Raw genomic sequence first — 18,405 nt, 5'->3', positions numbered from 1 at the left:
GATGGCGTCCGGAGAGCCTGCAATCTCAGCCCTGCAAACGGCAAACAGCCGGGCGGCCTGATCTGCCGCCCGGCTGTCGCAACACCGCTTCTGTCGTGATGGCGCTACATCGTGGCGTTGAACGCGCCGCCATCCAGCAGAATATTCTGGCCGATCATAAAACCCACATATTGCGAGCACATGAAGGCGCAGGTGGCCCCAAATTCGGCAGCCGTGCCGTAGCGACCGGCCGGGATCGTCGCGGCGCGGCGTTCGCGGGCTTGCTCCAATGTCAGGCCCTGCGCCTCTGCCACGCCGGTATCGAGCGATACCGCCCGGTCGGTCGCGTGGATGCCGGGCAGAAGGTTATTGACCACAACGCCACGGTCCGCCACCTGACGCGCGGTGCCCGCGACATAGCCGGTCAGCCCGGCGCGCGCGGCATTTGACAGCCCCAGAACCGCAATCGGCGATTTCACCGATATCGAGGTGATATTGACCACCCGGCCCCATCCACGATCCATCATGGCGGGCATCAGCGCCTTCATCAGCGCGATCGGGGTCAGCATGTTGGCGTCGATCGCCTTGATGAAATCCTCGCGGTCCCAATCGCTCCATAGCCCGGGCGGTGGGCCGCCTGCATTGGTGACCAGAATATCGACATCACCGGCAGCGGCCAGAACCTTGGCCCGGCCTGCATCGGTTGTGATGTCGGCGGCCACGGCCACGACCTCGACGCCATAGCCCGCGCGCAGCGCGGCGGCTGTGGCCTCCAGCGCCTCTGCCCCACGCGCATTCAGCACCAGATTGACGCCCTCTGCGGCCAGCGCTTCGGCGCAGCCCCGCCCCAGGCCTTTCGACGAGGCGCAGACCAGCGCCCGTTTTCCGGCAATTCCAAGATCCATCTGATCCTCCATGATGATCATTTCCCAGGGGCTTAACACTGTGTAAAGCGGCGCGCCAGCACCTGCCGCTTGACCAAGCCGCGCGCGCTGCCTAGGCAGAGATGGACAGCCTTGATCCCCCCGGAGCATCCATGGCCCGCCGCACCGCGCAATTCAGCTTTCCGACCTATCCCGCGCATCATCTGATCGTGTCCTGGGGGGCCAATGAAAAGGATCCGATCGGTGGGCCCGCCGATGTGGTGATGGGCGACACCTACCGCCTGCACCGCGACGCGGTGGCGCGCAATCTGGCCATATGGGACGGCCCCCAGGGTCAGGAGGTCGCCGACGGATCGCAGGTCGGCCACCCCGGCAACCGGGTCACGCTCGAGGTCTGCCACAGCCTGATGGCCCCTGACGGCACGCTGATCGACCTGCTGCTCCTGAGCGTCTCGGGCGAGGAGGACACGACCCGGCATTTCCTGCCGCTGGCCCCGATGGAGCCGCGCCGGGAATATGAGCTGGTCGCCTCGGAGACCGATACCGCGCCGGCCCGGCTGGCCGATATCGCCTGTGTCAGTTTTCTGGCCGGCACCTATCTGACCCTGGCCAGCGGGGCCCAGAAACCGGTGGAAGACCTGCAAGAAGGCGACCGGCTGCTCACCCGCGACCATGGCCCGCAACCGATTCGCTGGATCGGCCAGCAGGTGCAGCGGGCCACCGGCGCGCTGGCCCCGATCCGGATCCGCGCGGGCACCCTGAATGTCGCCCGCGACCTGCGCCTCAGCCCGCATCACCGGCTGTTCATCTGGCAGCGATCCGATGAGCTTGGCACCGGGCGCGCCGAAATTCTGGTCAAGGCCGCGCATCTGGTCAATGGCGATACCGTGCTGCGCGAGGAAGGCGGGTTCATCGAGACCTACCAGATCCTGTTTGACAGCCACGAGATCATCTATGCCGAGGGCGTGGCCGTCGAAAGCCTGCTGGTGACGCCACATACCCGCGCCGCCCTGCCGCAGGGTGTAGCGGCCGATGACAATGCCTCCGACCGGATCAATGCCGCCGAGATCGAGCTGCAGGAAACCGCGCTGCAGGGCGAGGAAGACCCCGCCACCAGGCTGACCCGCGCCAGCCATGGCAAGACGCGGAAATAGTTTGCCCACGACGCCGCGACATAACGCATCACCCGGCTTGTGGGCACCCGTATAACCCCTAGTTTTATCCTCAGGATAGACGACAGAAGCAAAGGTGAGCAACGATGCAGATTCTCGTGACGACCGACATGTCAGCGCGCAGCGACAGGGCCGTGCGGCGCGCCGTTCAACTGGCGGCTGCGCATAACGCGACATTGACCGTTCTCAACGTCGTCGATGATGCCGGGCCGGATGCGCTGACGGCGCAGATCGTGACGCAGACCTCCGTCGAACTGCACCGTTTCGTGGCCTCCCTGCCCGGTGGTGACGCGCATCAGGTGAAGGTGCTGGCCGGCGATCCCACCGGCACCATCCTTGAACGGGTCCAGGTGATGGCCCCCGATCTGCTGGTTCTGGGGCGCCACCGTGATCGGCCCTTCCGCGACATGATCCGCGAGACGACGGCCGAACGTCTGGTCCGCCTGGCATCCTGCCCGGTGCTGGTGATCGCCGATCGGGTTGACCACCCCTATGACCGGATCATCGCCGCCACCGATTTTTCGCCCGCCGCCGCCGCCGCCATCAATCTGGCGCATCAGTTGGCCCCGGCCGGCAGCATCACCCCGGTGCATGTCTTTCACGTGCCCTATAGCGGCATCCTGTCTCGGGCCGGGGGCGGCTCGAAGGATATCACGGCCAGTTTTCGCGCCGAGGCGGAAGCGGCCGATGCGGCATGGCGCAAAGGTTACGCCCTGCCCGACGCCTGTAGCGAGACCAAGATCCTGCCGGGCAGCCCGCTGGAGATTATCAGCGCCGAAATACACGCCACCGGCGCCACATTGGTAGCCGCCGGGGCGCATGGCCGCGTCGGCCAGGGCCGCGCGCTTTTGGGCAGTGTCGCAACCGATCTGATGCGACTGACACCTTGCGACCTGCTGATTGCCCGCCCCGCCGGATAGCGCGCCGGGAAGGCCGCGAGCGCAGGGGGTGCCGGCATTATCTTGCCCCGCCCCCGCGCCTCGCCTATACGGCCCCTCATGCTGGATAATCGCCCCCCCCTGCCGCCTGAAATCGCCCGTCGCCGGACCTTTGCGATCATCTCGCACCCTGATGCCGGCAAGACCACGCTGACCGAAAAATTTCTGCTCTTTGGCGGGGCCATTCAAATGGCGGGACAGGTCCGCGCCAAGGGTGAGGCGCGGCGCACGCGGTCGGATTTCATGCAGATGGAAAAGGACCGCGGCATTTCGGTCTCGGCCTCGGCCATGTCATTCGATTTTGGCAAGTTCCGCTTCAATCTGGTTGACACGCCCGGCCACTCGGATTTTTCCGAGGACACCTATCGCACGCTGACCGCCGTTGATGCCGCCGTGATGGTCATCGACGGGGCCAAGGGCGTCGAAAGCCAGACCCGGAAGCTGTTCGAGGTCTGCCGGTTGCGCGATCTGCCGATCCTGACCTTTTGCAACAAGATGGACCGCGAAAGCCGCGACACTTTTGACATCATTGATGAAATTCAGGAAAATCTGGCGATAGACGTGACCCCCGCCTCCTGGCCCATCGGCACCGGGCGCGAATTTCTGGGCTGCTATGACCTGATCAATGACCGGCTGGAGCTGATGGACCGCGCCGATCGCAACGTGGTCGCGGAAAGCGTCAGGATCGAGGGGCTGGACGACCCGGCCCTGGCCACCCACATCCCCGCCGACCTGCTGGAAAAGCTGCGCGAAGAGGTCGAGATGGCGCGCGGATTGCTGCCGCGTTTCGACCACAAGGCCATGCTGGAAGGCACCATGAGCCCGATCTGGTTCGGCTCGGCCATCAATTCATTCGGCGTCAAGGAGCTGATGCAGGGCATCGCGCGCTTTGGCCCCGAACCGCAGGTTCAGACCGCCACCCCGCGCGCGGTTGCGCCCGAGGAAACCAAAGTGACCGGGTTCGTGTTCAAGGTGCAGGCCAATATGGACCCCAAGCACCGCGATCGGGTGGCCTTCTTGCGTCTCGCCTCGGGTCATTTCAAACGCGGCATGAAGCTGACCCATGTGCGCTCGAAAAAGCCGATGGCAATCAGCAATCCGGTGCTGTTTCTGGCCAGCGACCGCGAATTGGCCGAGGAAGCCTGGGCCGGCGATATCATCGGCATCCCCAATCACGGCCAATTGCGTATCGGCGATGCGCTGACCGAAGGCGAGGCGTTGCGCTTTACCGGCATCCCCTCTTTCGCGCCGGAACTGTTGCAGACCTGCCGCGCCGGGGATCCGATGAAAGCCAAGCATCTGGAAAAGGCCTTGATGCAATTTGCCGAGGAAGGGGCCGCCAAGATTTTCAAGCCGACCTATGGTTCGGGGTTCATTGTCGGCGTTGTCGGTGCGCTGCAATTCGAGGTTCTGGCCAGCCGGATCGAGTTGGAATACGGGCTGCCGGTGCGCTTTGAGGCCTCGCAGTTTACCTCCGCGCGTTGGGTGCTGGGCGACAAGCTGGCGGTTGAGAAATTCACCGAAGCCAACAAGCTGCACATGGCGACCGATAATGATGGCGACCCGGTTTTCCTGACGCGGATGCAATGGGATATCGACCGCGTGGCGCGCGACTATCCCGATGTGGATTTGGCCGCGACCAAGGAAATGATGGTGTGAGCGCCGAAAACGCTTGAGTTTTACCCCTGTGTTCCTATCCTGTTCTCATCTTTTTGACGGTCTCAAGGCGGACAAGACCCAGTGCAACCGAAATTGCCCAAAATGGCCGAATTCTTCTCTGGTGCCGGTATGGTTCGCGCCGCCCTAGGCGAGAGCTGGCAGGTGGCTTTGGCCAATGATATCGACCCCCGCAAATGCGCCGCCTATGCCGCGAACTGGGGCGATGGCGCATTGGTTGCGGGCGATATCGCCGCGCTGGACCCGGCCCGCTTGCACCAGCCGATTGACCTTTACTGGGCCTCCAGCCCCTGTCAGGATCTCAGCCTTGCGGGCAACCGGCTGGGGCTTTCCGGGGCGCGCTCGGGGGTGTTTCACGCCTGGATGGCGCATGTGAACGGGGCCGCTGCGGCCGGTTTCGCGCCGCGCATTCTGGCGTTTGAGAATGTGACCGGGCTTTTGTCCAGCGGCGGGGGGCGGGATTTCCGCGCCGTTTGTGCCGCCTTTCACAAGGCCGGCTACCGCTTTGGCGCGCTTGAGATCGACGCCCGCCATTTTCTGCCGCAAAGCCGCCCGCGCGTGTTCGTTCTGGCGGTGCGGGGCGATGTCGTGCTGCCCGATGGGCTGATTGCCAGGCGCGCCGGGTCGGTTTTTCATTCCAAACGCGTGATCAAGGCGGCCGGGGATCTGCCGCGGGCCTTGCGCAAGAACTGGCTCTGGTGGGCACCGCCACCGCCCGAGGGGCCGGTGGCGCGGCTGGCCGATCTGATTGATGTCGATCTCGAGCGCCCCGATCTGGCGGTTGATCCGGCCCGCCTGATGGCGCTGATGTCGGATCTGAACCGGGCCAAGGTGGCGCGCGCGCAGGCCGCGGGCGGCGTGCAGATCGGCACGGTTTACAAGCGCGGGCGCCCGGATGCATCGGGCATCACGCGCCAACGCGCCGAAGCGCGGTTCGACGGGCTGGCCGGGTGCCTGCGAACGCCTGCTGGCGGATCATCGCGCCAAACCCTGATGATTGTCCGAGACGGCCGGATCAGCGCCCGGCTGATGACCCCGCGCGAGGCTGCCCGCCTGATGGGGCTGGCCGATAGCTACATTCTGCCCGACGCCTATAACGAGGCCTATAAGCTGTCCGGCGATGGCGTCGCGGTGCCGGTGGTATCCTATCTGAACGAGACGATATTCCTGCCTCTCATGGCGGCCGCGTCGCTGGCCCGTGCGGCCTGATGGATCCGCAGACATACAGATCCGCGCAGCTGACCGGGCTGACCAACCAGATCGGTGTCTATGCGCTGTGCGATCTCGATGGCGTGCCGATCTATGTCGGCCAATCGGTCGATGGTATCCGGTCAAGGGTGCGCAGGCATCTGACCTCGGCGCGCTCTGACATCATCGCCAACCGCATGATCGACGTTTGGGAAATTGCCTATGTCATGGCCTGGCCGGTCGAGGATCGGGCCCAGATCGCCCCGTTGGAGGCCTATCTTTTTGCCCAGTTCGACGCCGAAAAACAACTGATGAACGGCAAGGCGATGGCTTTTGCGGGCGCGCTGGATTTTGCCCTGCCCGACCCGTCCCGCGTGCAGGTGATCGAAGAAGGCGAACGCCGGGACAGGCTGTCGCCCGCCCTGCGGCTGCCGCGCCAGATCGCGCAATATCTGGCCCGGGTGGATTATATCCAGCCGGTCAAGAACGAGGCCCATCTGAAACGCTCGCTCAAAGCGCATTTTGACCGGCTGGTCGCCTATCATCAGACCTTTCTGGCATGAACCCGCGCCAGAACCGAGTCTTGCCGACCGGCGAGATCGTGGCGCAGCCCTTTCGCGGCCTGTTCATGGGCAATCGCGGCATCTTGCATGATGGTGCCGGGCGGCTCGGCCGGTCCCGGTGGAAACATCCGCATTGGGTGTGTTGCGTGTTGCAGTTCAAGAACCGGCACCGGCAGGTGATGACCCCAAACCAGTATACCGAGCTGTTTTTTCTGGATGAGGCGGTGGCGCTGGCGGCAGGGCACCGGCCATGCGCAGAATGCCGCCGCGCCGATTTCAACGCCTTTCGCGCCGCATTGGACCCCGACCTGAAAGCGCCCGCGATTGACGCGGCCTTGCATCCGGCCCGGGTCGAAAGCCATAGCCGCAGGCAGATCCGCCATGACGCCCCGCTTGACCGCCTGCCCGATGGCACCTTCATCCTGCAGGACGGCACCGCGCATCTTGTCAGCGGCGCGCATATCCTGCCATTGGTGCTGTCTGGATATGGCCCGGCGCGCCCCCGCCCGCGCGGCACCGTCACCGTGTTGACCCCGAAACCGACGCTGACAGCGTTGCAAAACGGCTATCGCCCGGTGGTGCATCCGAGCGCGAAACAACAGCCTTAACCTCGTCTTAACCTTCGCCGCGCCAGTGTTTCGCCCATGCTGCGCGCCCTCACCCTTTTGCTGCTCCTTGCCGCCTGCGCCGCGCCGCAGACCACGCTGGACAGCACCGATAGCGGGCTTTCCGGGCGCATCACCGATCAGGTTCTGATTTCCGATCACCCGCATCACGTGCTGATGGGCCATGTCCTGATTGCCCGGCGCGGCGCTGAGATCACCCGCGCGCTGGTCATTCAGCAACGCCGCGACGGTGTGCATGTTTTACGCATTCGGCAGGCCTGGCAGCAGGGCCGCGAATTGCCCTACCGGTCCTTGAACCGCCGCCTTGGCTGTATCCGCGGCCAGTGCCGGGACAATGCGGTGGGCTTCATCGCCTTCAGCGGCGCGATGTTGGAACGCGCCGCGCGGGACGGGTTTTCGGCCACGCTGATCGGCCCGGAAGGGGCCATCGCGATTGCCGTGCCGGCACGGATTTTCGTCCAGGCCCTGGCACCGCCCTGACCGAGCAAAGGATTTTTCCGCGAGGGCGAATGCCATGCGACCATGCCGCAACAGGCGGGACGCTCCGAAAAAACAGTTATTTGACGATGATCCCTACATGCGGTATGCGTGCGCAGCTTCACGATGTGCGTGATGCGATGACGCGGAGCGCGCGGTGTGGGACTTGCGCTCCAATGACTTAAACGGGCAGCCGCCCGTCAGACTGGACGCATATGACCAAATTTTCCGACCTAAACCTTAATCCAAAGGTTCTGAAAGCCGTTTCCGAAGCCGGATATACCGAACCGACACCGATCCAGGCCGGGGCCATCCCCCCCGCTCTCGAAGGCCGCGACGTATTGGGGATCGCGCAGACCGGCACTGGCAAGACCGCCGGATTCGTGTTGCCGATGATTACCACGCTGGCACGGGGCCGGGCGCGCGCCCGCATGCCGCGCAGCCTGGTGCTGTGCCCGACCCGCGAACTGGCCGCCCAGGTGGCGGAAAATTTCGACACCTATTCCAAATATGTGAAGCTCAGCAAAGCGCTGCTGATCGGCGGTGTCAGCTTCAAGGAACAAGATACGCTGATTGATCGCGGCGTTGATGTGCTGATTGCCACGCCGGGCCGCCTGCTGGATCATTTCGGGCGCGGCAAGCTGATCCTATCGGATGTCAAGGTGATGGTGGTCGATGAGGCCGACAGGATGCTCGACATGGGCTTCATCCCTGATATCGAACATATTTTCGGCCTGACGCCATTTACCCGCCAGACCCTCTTTTTCTCGGCCACGATGGCCCCCGAGATTGAACGCATCACCAATATGTTCCTGTCGAACCCGGCCCGGATCGAAGTGGCGCGCCAGGCCTCCACCTCTGACACGATCATCCAGAAAATGGTGGAATTCCGCCCGACCCGGCGCGACCAGACGGCCAAGCAGAAACGCGAGATGCTGCGCGCCATCATCAAAAGCGAAGGCGATGCCTGCACCAACGCGATCATCTTTTGCAACCGCAAGGTCGATGTCGATGTTCTCGCCAAGTCGATGAAGAAACACGGTTTCAACGCCGAGCCGATTCACGGCGATCTGGACCAGTCGCAGCGCACCCGAACGCTGAATGGCTTCCGCGATGGCTCGATCAGGTTCCTTGTGGCCTCGGACGTCGCCGCGCGCGGGCTCGATATCCCCAATGTGAGCCATGTGCTGAACTATGATGTGCCAAGCCATGCCGAGGATTACGTTCACCGCATCGGGCGCACCGGGCGCGCCGGTCGCAAGGGCACCACAATCATGATCTCGGTGCCCTCAGATGCCAAATATCTGAGCGCAATCGAGGAGCTGATCGGCCAGCCGGTGCCGCGTGTCGATGCACCCTGGTTGCCCGATGGCGACGCGCCCGTGGCCGCCGCTGCATCAGAGGACAGACCTGCGCGCCGACCGCGCCAATCCTCGCGCAGCCGGTCCAAAGAACCTGACGCGCCGGTCGAGAAACCCGCCGAGGCCGTGGCAGAAGAAAAACCGCAATCACAGCCGCGACCGGATCGGGGCAATGAGCGCAACAGAAACCGTCGCGGCGGGCGCGATAACGCCAACCGGTCCAGGACCGTTGGCCTGGGCGATCGCCTGCCCGATTTCATCGCCATGAGCTTTGACGAACGGCGCGGCCGCCCCGCCGCAGCCTGGGACGATACGCCAGAGAAGGCAGAAGTCACGCCGGACGAAACAGAAGTCACGCCCAATGAGGCAGAGATCACGCCCGACACCAGCCAAGCGCCCGAACCGGTGGCCGAGGAAAAACCCAAGCGCAAGCGCAAATCGCGGGCCAAAAAGCCAAAAATTGCTGAGCCGGCGGAGGCTGAGGCGACTGACAAGCCTGAGACCGGGCCGGTTGAGGTGGCTGAGGCAAGCGCCGCGCCCGAGGCCGATAGCGAAAGCGCTGCATAGGCCCGACCGTCCAGAGGACAGATCGATACAGGCAAAAGCCACCGCTCCTCAGCCCGGAGCGGTGGCTTTTTCATTGCCTGAAAGGCGCGCGCGCCGTGAAGGCCCCTTCAGCCCGCCATCAGCCGCGATGTGATCACCGTCACCTCGGGCTTGCGCCCGATCTCGGACACGCAGAGCTGCCGCACGGCGCGCTTCACCGCCTCTTCCAGCTTGTCATCATCGCGCACGGTCTTGTTCTCAAGGCGCGGCAGCAGCTCCGCCAGATGGTCCTCCAGCATATCCTGCAGGCTTTCGCCCCGGCCCACGGTTTCCGGCAGGCCGCGCAGGGCGACCCAACAATCGCCAAGCAGCTCATCATCTTCATCGACGATCACCGCCACGATCACCAGCCCGTTCAGCGCCAGTTTCATCCGGTCGCGCACCACGCCGTCAAAGGCCCCGATCAGGCGCGAGCCATCCAGATAGGTGCGGGCGACCTCGATCTGTTCGACCACGGCAGGCGCGTTGCCCGACAGCTCCACCATTGATCCGTTCGGGGCCAATATCGCCGCCACGCCGCCAGCTTCGGCCACGCGCACATGTTCGCGCAGATGCCGGTGTTCCCCATGATTGGGCACCAGAACCTGCGGCTTGACCAGCGCGTGCATCTTTTCCAGATCGGGCCGGTTGGCATGGCCCGACACGTGGAAAAACCCGCTTTGTTCATCGATGATTTCAACGCCCAGCTCGCTCATCGCGTTCTGGATCCGCGAGACCGAAATCTCATTGCCCGGAATGGTCTTGGAGGAGAACAGGAACAGATCGCCCTCTTTCAACCGGTGCCCCAGATATTTGCCGCGCGCCAATTGTGCCGAGGCCGCGCGGCGTTCGCCCTGGCTGCCGGTCACGATCAGCATCAGGTTTTCGCGCGGGATCTGGGTCGCGTCTTCGGGGCTGAGCGTGGCGGGAAAATCGCGCAGCACGCCGGTTTCAACGCCCGCCGTCACCATGCGCTTCATCGCCCGGCCCATCAGCACGATGGTGCGACCCGCCGCCTGGCCGGCCTCGGCCAGCGTTTTCAGCCGCGCGATATTGGAGGCAAAGGTGGTGGCAACAACCATGCCTTTCGCGCCTGCGATCAATTCGGTGATGGGCTGCGGCAATTCGCTTTCGCTGCGGCCGGGATGGCGGGAAAACACATTGGTCGAATCGCAGATCAGCGCCCGGACCCCGGATTTGCCGATCGCTTGCCACATCGCGTCATCAAAGGCTTCGCCGACCCGCGGGTCATGGTCGATCTTGAAATCGCCGGAATGGACCACCCGGCCTTGGGGGCAGTCGATCACCAGGGCCGAGGCCTCGGGGATGGAATGTGATGTCGGTGCAAACCCCACCGTAAAGGGGCCCGCCGTGACCGTTTCGGGCCAGACCGGGGCCTCGATGATCACATCCGGGTCGGCCCCCGCCTCCTCCAGCTTGCGCCTTGCGTGATAGGCGGTGAAGGGGCGGGCATAGACCGGCGCTTTCAGGTGCCGGTAGAGATGGCCCAATGCGCCCACGTGATCTTCATGCGCATGGGTGATGAAAATGCCATCCAGCCGGTCGGCCCGTTCCGCCAGCCAGGCAATATCGGGCAGGATCAGGTCAACGCCCGGGGTGCCGTCCATATCGGGAAAGCTGACGCCGATATCGACCAGAATATAGCGTTCCTTGCCCGCTGGACCATAGCCATAGACATAGCAATTCATCCCGATCTCCCCCGCGCCACCGAGGGGGAGGTATATTAGCCGTGCAGCTCTGCTCATGATGCGGAGTTTTCCTTGTTGTATTTATAGATCACGGTCAGGCCGTGGATTGTCAGATCATCTTCGATCAGGTCAAATAGCACATCGCCCTGCGAGAACAACGGGGCCAGGCCGCCAGTTCCGACAATCCGCATCGGTTTGTCATATTCAGCACGAATACGCGCATTGATGCCCTGGATCAGCCCGACATAGCCCCAGAACACCCCCGATTGCATGCAGGCCACGGTATTGGTGCCGATGACGGATTGGGGTTTGGTAACATCGACATGCGGCAGCGCGGCGGCGGCGCGGTGCAGGGCCTCAAGGCTCAGGTTGACGCCCGGCGCAATCGCCCCGCCGATATAGGCCCCGTCATGGGCCACCACGTCGAAGGTTGTCGCGGTGCCGAAATCGACCACGATCAGATCGCCGCCATGGCGGTCAAAGGCGGCCGCCGTGTTGACCAGCCGGTCGGGGCCCACTTGCGTGCCCTCATCGACGCGCGGCGGCACCGGCAGCAGGCAGTCGGGCTTGCCCACCACCATCGGGCGGCAATCGAAATAGCGGTCGCATAGCACGCGCAAGTTGAACACCACACGCGGCACCGTCGAGGAGATGATGGCGTCGGTGATCCGCACATCCAGTTTCTGATGCGCCATCAGGGTCGACAGCCAGACAAAATACTGATCCGCCGTGCGCTGGTGTTCCGTCGTGGTGCGGAATGTCGCCAGGATCTGATGCCCGTCCCAGATCGAGAAAACGGTGTTCGTGTTGCCGGTGTCGATCGCCAGAAGCATGTCGCGGCCCCCCTTTTGTCGTCAGAAAAAGATATCGGCGGCCGCGATGATCCGCTGGCCCCTGGCCGTGTGCAGCACCAGATTGCCGCGCGCGTCAATGGTTTCGAACCGGCCCGTCATGGTCTCGCGCATGGTGCGTGCGGTGATGGTTTCGCCCAACCTTGCCGCCCCCGCCAGCCATTCGGTGCGGATCGGATCAAAGCCATAGGTGGTGAATTTGGCCTCATGGCTTGCATAGGCGGGGGCCAGCAGATCGAGGAAATCCTCGGGCGCAACAGCGGCCCCGGTTTCCGAGATCAGGCTGACCGGTGGCGTGGCACCTTCCTCAACCTGTGATGCGTCGGGGGCGGCGGCCAGGTTCACACCGATGCCGATGATCAGATGATCGACGCGAGTGCCCGCGCCGATGCTCTCCAGCAAGATCCCCGCGACCTTGCCGCCGTTCAACAGCACGTCATTGGGCCATTTCAGCGCCAACCCGTCGGCGCGCCCGGTGGCGTCGATGATGGCATCGCGCAAGGCCAGCGCCGCCACGAAACTGCGCAGCGCCACGGTTTCGGGCGGCTCGGACGGGTGCAGCACCAGTGAGGCCATGAAATTTCCGGGGGCGGATGCCCAGGCCCGGCCACGGCGGCCATGGCCTGCGCTCTGTTGCAAGGCCAGCACCCATTCGGGACCGGCCAGCATGGGCGCGATCCGCGCGGCCTCGGCCATCGTGCTGTCAACACAGGGCAGAACCCGACGGCCCACATTCGGGGGCCAGCCTGGCATCGCCTAGTTTACCAGCGTCGCGGCGGCGGCCCGGGCCAGATCATCGATGCCAAAGAGGTTGAACACCCCAAGCAGCATCGCCGCCGCACCAAACATCAGCCCGACCCAGGCCAGGCGGCTCATGGAGCCGTCCAGCGGTTCGCGTTCCTCGCCGAAATACATGAAATAGACGATACGGACATAATAGAACGCGCCGATCACCGAGGCGATGACGCCCAGAATGGCCAACCAGTTCAGCCCGGCATTCACCGCCGCAACCAGCACCGCATATTTGCCGAAGAACCCGACCAGAGGCGGCACCCCCGCCAGGCTGAACATCAACACCAAGAGCGCCAGCGCCTTGAGCGGTTCGCGCGAAGACAGCCCGTTGAGCGAGGATATATTGGTGACATGGCGGCCATCCTTCTGCATCGACATGATAAAGGCGAAACTGCCGATATTCATCGTGACATAGATGGCCATATAGATCAGCATCGCTGAGACGCCGCGTTCATCGCCCGCCGCCAGCCCCATCAGCGCAAAGCCCATATGGCTGATCGAGCTATAGGCCATCAGCCGTTTGATATCGGTCTGGCCAATGGCGGCAATCGCGCCCAGGAACATCGAGAAGACCGCCAGCAATGCGATGATCTGCTGCCAATCGCCGACCACGCCGCCAAACGCGTCATGCACCAGGCGCGCAAAAAGCCCCATCGCCGCCATCTTGGGGGCGGTGGCAAAGAAGGCGGTGACCGGTGTCGGCGAGCCCTCATAGACATCGGGCGTCCACATGTGAAAGGGCGCGGCCGATACCTTGAACGCAAGCCCCGCGATCATGAAGACGAGGCCGAAGATCAGGCCAAGCGAGGCACCACCCTCTGCCGCCTCGAAAATACCGCTGAACAGCGTCGTGCCGGCAAAACCATAGGTCAGCGAGGCCCCATAAAGCAGCAGGCCCGAGGACAGCGCGCCGAGGACGAAATATTTCAGGCCCGCCTCGGTCGAGCGCACCGAATCGCGGCGCAGCGAGGCCACCACATAAAGCGACAGCGATTGCAGCTCCAGCCCCATATAGAGCGTCATCAGATCGCCCGCAGACACCATCACCATCATGCCGACCACGGCCAGCGTGATCAGGATCGGATATTCAAATTTCAACAACCCATCGCGGGCCATGAATTCCTTTCCGACCAGCAGGATCGCGGCCGCGGACAACAAGATCACCACCTTGGCAAACCGTGAAAAACCATCGTCGATGAACATGCCGCCAAAGGCTTCTTGCGTTCCGCTGCCACCCGACAGCCCGATCAGCGCCGCAACGAATACGAAAACGATCGCGGTGGCCCAGACCAGATGCGGTGCCAGCCCGTCCTTGGTGGTGTAGACCGCCACCATCAGACCAGCCATCGCAAAGACGGCGAGGATGATCTCGGGCAGCAGGATGGATATATCGGAGGCGAACATGGGCAGTCCCTCAGCGGCTGGCAGCGACGGCGTTCTCCGGAACAAACTGTTCCAGCGCCAGATCGTAATTGTTGACAAGCGCCTCGACCGAGGGGCCGATGATATCGAGCGCAAGGCTCGGATAGACGCCCAGAAGCAGGGTCATGGCAACGAGCGGCGCAAAGATCAGACGCTCGCGCGGGGTCATGTCGGTGATGGATTTCAGGCTTTCCTTGATCAGATCGCCAAACACCACCCGGCGATACAGCCACAGCGCATAGGCAGCCGAAAGGATCACGCCGGTCGTGGCCAGAACTGCGATCCAGGTATTGACCTGGAAAACCCCCATCAGGGTCAGAAACTCACCAACAAAGCCCGATGTGCCCGGCAGGCCGACATTGGCCAATGTGAAGAACATGAAGATCAGCGCATAGGCGGGCATCCGGTTCACGAGGCCGCCATAGGCGTCAATCTCGCGGGTATGCATCCGGTCATAGATCACGCCGACGCACAAAAACAGCGCGCCCGAGATGAAGCCATGGCTGATCATCTGAAAGATTGCACCATCAACGCCCTGCTGATTGGCCGCGAAGATCCCAAGGGTCACAAACCCCATATGAGCGACCGAGCTGTAGGCGATCAGCTTTTTCATATCCTCCTGCACCATCGCCACCAGGCTGGTATAGATGATGGCAATCACCGAAAGCCACATCACGAAGGGGGCCAGAAGGTCCGAGGCAATCGGGAACATCGGCAATGAGAAGCGCAGAAAACCGTAGCCGCCCATCTTCAACAGGATCGCGGCCAGAACCACCGAGCCCGCAGTCGGGGCCTGCACATGGGCATCGGGCAGCCAGGTATGGACCGGCCACATCGGCAGTTTCACGGCAAAGCTGGCAAAGAAGGCAATCCACAAGATGGTCTGCAAGCCGCCAACGATCTGAAAGCCAAACACGCTGATCGTGTCGGCACTGAACTGGTGGATCAGAAGGCTCGGGATATCGGTGGTGCCGGCATCGACATACATCGCCACGATGGCGACCAGCATCAGGACCGAACCGAGAAACGTATAGAGGAAGAACTTGAAGGCGGCATAGATCCGGTCCTTGCCGCCCCAGATGCCGATGATCAGGAACATCGGGATCAGGCCGGCCTCGAAGAACAGGTAGAACAGCACCAGATCCAGCGCCACAAAGACGCCGATCATCAGCGCCTCAAGCACCAAAAGCGCGATCATATATTCCTTGACCCGGTCACTGACCCCCCAACAGGCGGCAATGACCAGCGGCATCAGGAAGGTGGTCAGCAGCACGAACAGCACGGAAATGCCGTCAACGCCCACCTTATAGGTCAGCCCCATCAGCCATTCGCTTTCCTCGACCAGCTGGAAACCGGGATCTGAGGCGTCAAAGACCGCCAGGATGAACAGCGAGATCAGGAAATTCGCACCGGTGACAAACAGCGCCATGCGCTTGGCACCCAATTGCGCCGCCGCGTCATTGCCGCGCAGGAAAACGGCCATGACGATGGCGCCAACAAGCGGCAGGAAGGTGACGATGGACAGAAGATTGTCTTGCATGTCTAAACTCTCAGCCCCCGAAGGTCAGGGTTGCGATGGTGATCAGCAGCGCGATGCCCAGAACCATGGCGAATGCGTAATGAAACAGGTATCCGGACTGCGCCCGCCCCGCGAGCCGGGTGAGATAGGGGATGATCCCCATCGCCAGCCCGTTGATGCCGCCATCAATGATACTGCCATCGCCACGACGCCAGAAAAGACGCCCGATCCAGGCGGCCGGTATCACGAAGATCACATTGTAGATCTCGTCGAAATACCACTTGTTCAGCAGGAACCGATACAGCGGCTGGTTGGCCTCGGCCAGACGGCGCGGCAGATCGGGTTTCCAGATATAAAACAGCGTCGCGGTGAAAAAGCCGATCAGCATGGCGATGAAGGGCGCGACCTTCACCCATTTCGGAACCTCGTGGGCGGCTTCAAGCACATGCAGCCCGCCGACCATGTGAATGGCCCCGACAACCTCGAAATCTTCCTCTACCACGATTGCCACATCATGCGAGGATCCGCCGCCTTGGTCACCGGCAGTCTCTGCACCCTCAGGTGCCGGTTCTGCGACCGCCAGGTCATGGTTTGACCCGCCCGCCTCACCGCCCGCGGCCTCGACCATTTCAGCCTCGGCCGGAATGCCGAAAAATTCATTGACCCGATCAACGTCGCCAAAGAAGGGCTTGTACCAGACCATGCCGGCAAAGACCGCGCCAAAGGCCAGCGCCCCAAGCGGGATCAGCATGGTGAGCGGGCTTTCATGGGCGTGGTCATGGGTATGTTTGTCGCCGCGCGGCGTGCCGAAAAATGTCATATACATCAGGCGCCAGGAATAGAAGCTGGTGAACATCGCCGCGATGACCAGCGACCAGAACGCATAGGCCCCCAGCCCGCCGCCAAAGGCAAAGGCGCTTTCGATCACCGCATCCTTCGACAGGAAGCCGGCAAAGCCGATCGAGGTCAGCGGAATGCCGACGCCGGTGATCGCCAGCGTGCCCATCATCATGGCCCAGAAGGTCAGCGGGATTTTCTTGCGCAGCCCGCCATAATTCCGCATGTCCTGTTCATGATGCGTCGCGGTGATGACCGAGCCTGCACCAAGAAACAGCAGCGCCTTGAAAAAGGCATGCGTGAAAAGGTGAAAAATCGCCACCGAATAGACGCCGACGCCCGCCGCCACGAACATGTAGCCAAGCTGCGAACAGGTCGAATAGGCGATGACGCGCTTGATGTCGTTCTGCACCAGGCCGACAGTCGCGGCAAAGAACGCCGTCGCCGCGCCGATGATGATGATGAAATTGGTCGCGAATGGCGCATATTCCAGAATGGGCGACATCCGGGCAACCAGGAACACGCCTGCCGTGACCATGGTCGCGGCATGGATCAGCGCCGATACCGGCGTCGGGCCTTCCATCGCGTCGGGCAGCCAGGTGTGCAGGAACAATTGCGCCGATTTGCCCATCGCGCCAAGAAACAGCAGCACGCCGATCGTGTTGGCCGCGTTCAGATCATAGCCCAGAAAGCTGATCTGCATCTGCGACAGCGCCGGGCCCATATTCAGGATCACGTCGAAATTGATGCTGTCGGTCAGTTTGTAAATCGCGAAAATGGCAAGCAGGAATGCGAAATCACCGACCCGATTGACGATGAACGCCTTCATCGCGGCGGCACCCGCCGTGGGCTTGCGGTAATAAAAGCCGATCAGCAGATAGGAGGCGACACCGACGCCTTCCCACCCGAAGAACAGTTGCAACAGGTTGTCGGCGGTGACCAGCGCCAGCATCGAAAAGGTGAAAAAGCTGAGATAGGCAAAGAACCGGGGGCGGTAGCTCTCGTTCTCGTTGAAATTCTCGTCATTGGCCATGTAGCCAAAGCTGTAGAGATGCACCAGCGCCGAAACCGTGGTGATCACCACCAGCATGATCGCCGTCAGCCGGTCGATGCGCACAGCCCAGGTGGTATCGAGCGTGCCCGACGCGATCCAGGTAAACAGCGTGCGCAGTTCGGTCTCGCCGTCAAAGCCCAGAAAGATGATCCAGCTCAGCACCATGGCCAGAAACAGCCCCGCGGTCGAGACGATACAGGCCGCCTGTTCCCCGATCAGCCGCCAGGCAAACCCGCAGATGACGGCACCGACCAGAGGCGCGAAGAGAAGGATGGTTTCCATGTGCCTTAGCCCTTCATCACATTGACATCTTCGACGGCGATGGTGCCGCGGTTGCGGAAGAAACAGACCAGGATGGCAAGACCGATCGCCGCCTCAGCCGCCGCAACCGTCAGAACGAACAGCGCAAAAACCTGCCCCGTCAGATCGCCCAGATAGGCGGAAAAGGCGACGAGGTTGATATTGACCGCCAAAAGCATCAGTTCGATCGACATCAGAATGATGATGACGTTCTTGCGGTTCAGGAATATTCCGAAAATCCCGATGACGAACAGCGCAGCGGCCAGCGTCAGGTAATGTTCAAGTGCGATACTCATCTCGTCCCTCCGGAGCTTGCCTGCCCCATTTCGTCTCAGCGGGCCGCTTTGGCGCGGCACAATTTTTTCGCGGCGCGTGCGGGTGCCCTAAAGCCCCTGCCCCGGTTTCACGTCCTTCAGTTCCATCGCCTTGGCCGGGTCACGATACATCTGCGCCAGAACGTTCTGGCGCTTG

General features: G+C 62.6%; 15 protein-coding genes and 2 pseudogenes. 8 read left to right on the top strand and 9 right to left on the bottom strand.

The window, feature by feature from the left end; translation table 11 throughout:
• Window positions 1–104: 104 nt before the first annotated feature.
• Window positions 105–884: an SDR family oxidoreductase gene (locus ACW8PS_RS03150; protein WP_491525817.1), complete on the bottom strand. Its 780-nt coding sequence runs from the start codon at window positions 882–884 to the stop codon at window positions 105–107.
• A gap of 131 nt (window positions 885–1,015) precedes the next feature.
• Between ACW8PS_RS03150 and ACW8PS_RS03145 the strand changes: the two genes are divergently transcribed.
• From ACW8PS_RS03145 to ACW8PS_RS03110, 8 genes and pseudogenes are all read left to right on the top strand, one after another.
• Window positions 1,016–2,017 carry a Hint domain-containing protein gene (locus ACW8PS_RS03145; protein ID WP_491525816.1) on the top strand — a complete coding sequence of 334 codons (1,002 nt, stop codon included), beginning with the start codon at window positions 1,016–1,018 and terminating at the stop codon, window positions 2,015–2,017.
• Window positions 2,018–2,121: 104 nt separating this feature from the next.
• Entirely contained in the window at window positions 2,122–2,955 is an 834-nt protein-coding gene (locus ACW8PS_RS03140) for a universal stress protein (protein WP_491525815.1), read from the top strand.
• 78 nt (window positions 2,956–3,033) lie between these two features.
• Window positions 3,034–4,632: a peptide chain release factor 3 gene (locus ACW8PS_RS03135; protein ID WP_491525814.1), complete on the top strand. Its 1,599-nt coding sequence runs from the start codon at window positions 3,034–3,036 to the stop codon at window positions 4,630–4,632.
• Window positions 4,633–4,734: 102 nt separating this feature from the next.
• Window positions 4,735–5,859, top strand: a complete 1,125-nt coding sequence (locus tag ACW8PS_RS03130; protein ID WP_491525813.1) for a DNA cytosine methyltransferase — start codon at window positions 4,735–4,737, stop codon at window positions 5,857–5,859.
• Window positions 5,859–6,401, top strand: coding sequence for a GIY-YIG nuclease family protein (locus ACW8PS_RS03125; protein ID WP_491525812.1), 543 nt, complete (start codon window positions 5,859–5,861; stop codon window positions 6,399–6,401). The genes ACW8PS_RS03130 and ACW8PS_RS03125 overlap by 1 nt, the downstream gene beginning before the upstream one ends.
• A complete protein-coding gene (locus ACW8PS_RS03120) occupies window positions 6,398–7,009 on the top strand; it encodes a hypothetical protein (protein WP_491525811.1) in 612 nt (203 codons plus the stop codon). Before ACW8PS_RS03125 ends, ACW8PS_RS03120 begins: the two co-directional genes overlap by 4 nt.
• 36 nt (window positions 7,010–7,045) lie before the next feature.
• A complete protein-coding gene (locus ACW8PS_RS03115) occupies window positions 7,046–7,507 on the top strand; it encodes a hypothetical protein (protein ID WP_491525810.1) in 462 nt (153 codons plus the stop codon).
• Between the two features lie 212 nt (window positions 7,508–7,719).
• Window positions 7,720–9,156 (top strand): annotated as a pseudogene (locus ACW8PS_RS03110) (DEAD/DEAH box helicase); the annotation flags it as partial.
• A gap of 383 nt (window positions 9,157–9,539) precedes the next feature.
• On the opposite strand, the gene ACW8PS_RS03105 reads toward ACW8PS_RS03110, so the two are convergent.
• From ACW8PS_RS03105 to ACW8PS_RS03070, 8 genes and pseudogenes are all read right to left on the bottom strand, one after another.
• Window positions 9,540–11,159, bottom strand: a complete 1,620-nt coding sequence (locus ACW8PS_RS03105) for a ribonuclease J (RefSeq protein ID WP_491525808.1) — start codon at window positions 11,157–11,159, stop codon at window positions 9,540–9,542.
• A 53-nt stretch (window positions 11,160–11,212) separates the two neighbouring features.
• Window positions 11,213–11,992, bottom strand: a complete 780-nt coding sequence (locus ACW8PS_RS03100; RefSeq protein ID WP_491525807.1) for a type III pantothenate kinase — start codon at window positions 11,990–11,992, stop codon at window positions 11,213–11,215.
• Between the two features lie 21 nt (window positions 11,993–12,013).
• Complete coding sequence (locus tag ACW8PS_RS03095) at window positions 12,014–12,763, bottom strand: biotin--[acetyl-CoA-carboxylase] ligase (protein ID WP_491525806.1); 750 nt, start codon at window positions 12,761–12,763, stop codon at window positions 12,014–12,016.
• Window positions 12,764–12,766: 3 nt separating this feature from the next.
• Entirely contained in the window at window positions 12,767–14,206 is a 1,440-nt protein-coding gene (gene nuoN / locus ACW8PS_RS03090; protein WP_491525805.1) for an NADH-quinone oxidoreductase subunit NuoN, read from the bottom strand.
• Window positions 14,207–14,216: 10 nt separating this feature from the next.
• Window positions 14,217–15,764, bottom strand: a complete 1,548-nt coding sequence (locus tag ACW8PS_RS03085; RefSeq protein WP_491525804.1) for an NADH-quinone oxidoreductase subunit M — start codon at window positions 15,762–15,764, stop codon at window positions 14,217–14,219.
• A 10-nt stretch (window positions 15,765–15,774) separates the two neighbouring features.
• Window positions 15,775–17,916, bottom strand: coding sequence for an NADH-quinone oxidoreductase subunit L (gene nuoL / locus ACW8PS_RS03080; RefSeq protein WP_491525803.1), 2,142 nt, complete (start codon window positions 17,914–17,916; stop codon window positions 15,775–15,777).
• Window positions 17,917–17,921: 5 nt separating this feature from the next.
• Entirely contained in the window at window positions 17,922–18,230 is a 309-nt protein-coding gene (gene nuoK, locus ACW8PS_RS03075) for an NADH-quinone oxidoreductase subunit NuoK (RefSeq protein WP_491525802.1), read from the bottom strand.
• A gap of 87 nt (window positions 18,231–18,317) precedes the next feature.
• Window positions 18,318–18,405 (bottom strand): annotated as a pseudogene (locus ACW8PS_RS03070) (NADH-quinone oxidoreductase subunit J); the annotation flags it as partial.

It is taken from the genome of Alterinioella sp. (assembly GCF_058343375.1).
The sequence above is the reverse complement of the archived record's forward strand: the minus strand, read 5'-3'. Positions and strand labels throughout refer to the sequence as shown.

Bases quoted from the DNA above. Each gene is read 5' to 3' on its own strand.
- ACW8PS_RS03150 (WP_491525817.1), bottom strand. From the start codon at position 884: ATGGATCTTGGAATTGCCGGAAAACGGGCGCTGGTCTGCGCCTCGTCG.
- ACW8PS_RS03145 (WP_491525816.1), top strand. From the start codon at position 1,016: ATGGCCCGCCGCACCGCGCAATTCAGCTTTCCGACCTATCCCGCGCAT.
- ACW8PS_RS03140 (WP_491525815.1), top strand. From the start codon at position 2,122: ATGCAGATTCTCGTGACGACCGACATGTCAGCGCGCAGCGACAGGGCC.
- ACW8PS_RS03135 (WP_491525814.1), top strand. From the start codon at position 3,034: ATGCTGGATAATCGCCCCCCCCTGCCGCCTGAAATCGCCCGTCGCCGG.
- ACW8PS_RS03130 (WP_491525813.1), top strand. From the start codon at position 4,735: ATGGCCGAATTCTTCTCTGGTGCCGGTATGGTTCGCGCCGCCCTAGGC.
- ACW8PS_RS03125 (WP_491525812.1), top strand. From the start codon at position 5,859: ATGGATCCGCAGACATACAGATCCGCGCAGCTGACCGGGCTGACCAAC.
- ACW8PS_RS03120 (WP_491525811.1), top strand. From the start codon at position 6,398: ATGAACCCGCGCCAGAACCGAGTCTTGCCGACCGGCGAGATCGTGGCG.
- ACW8PS_RS03115 (WP_491525810.1), top strand. From the start codon at position 7,046: ATGCTGCGCGCCCTCACCCTTTTGCTGCTCCTTGCCGCCTGCGCCGCG.
- ACW8PS_RS03105 (WP_491525808.1), bottom strand. From the start codon at position 11,159: ATGAATTGCTATGTCTATGGCTATGGTCCAGCGGGCAAGGAACGCTAT.
- ACW8PS_RS03100 (WP_491525807.1), bottom strand. From the start codon at position 11,992: ATGCTTCTGGCGATCGACACCGGCAACACGAACACCGTTTTCTCGATC.
- ACW8PS_RS03095 (WP_491525806.1), bottom strand. From the start codon at position 12,763: ATGCCAGGCTGGCCCCCGAATGTGGGCCGTCGGGTTCTGCCCTGTGTT.
- nuoN (WP_491525805.1), bottom strand. From the start codon at position 14,206: ATGTTCGCCTCCGATATATCCATCCTGCTGCCCGAGATCATCCTCGCC.
- ACW8PS_RS03085 (WP_491525804.1), bottom strand. From the start codon at position 15,764: ATGCAAGACAATCTTCTGTCCATCGTCACCTTCCTGCCGCTTGTTGGC.
- nuoL (WP_491525803.1), bottom strand. From the start codon at position 17,916: ATGGAAACCATCCTTCTCTTCGCGCCTCTGGTCGGTGCCGTCATCTGC.
- nuoK (WP_491525802.1), bottom strand. From the start codon at position 18,230: ATGAGTATCGCACTTGAACATTACCTGACGCTGGCCGCTGCGCTGTTC.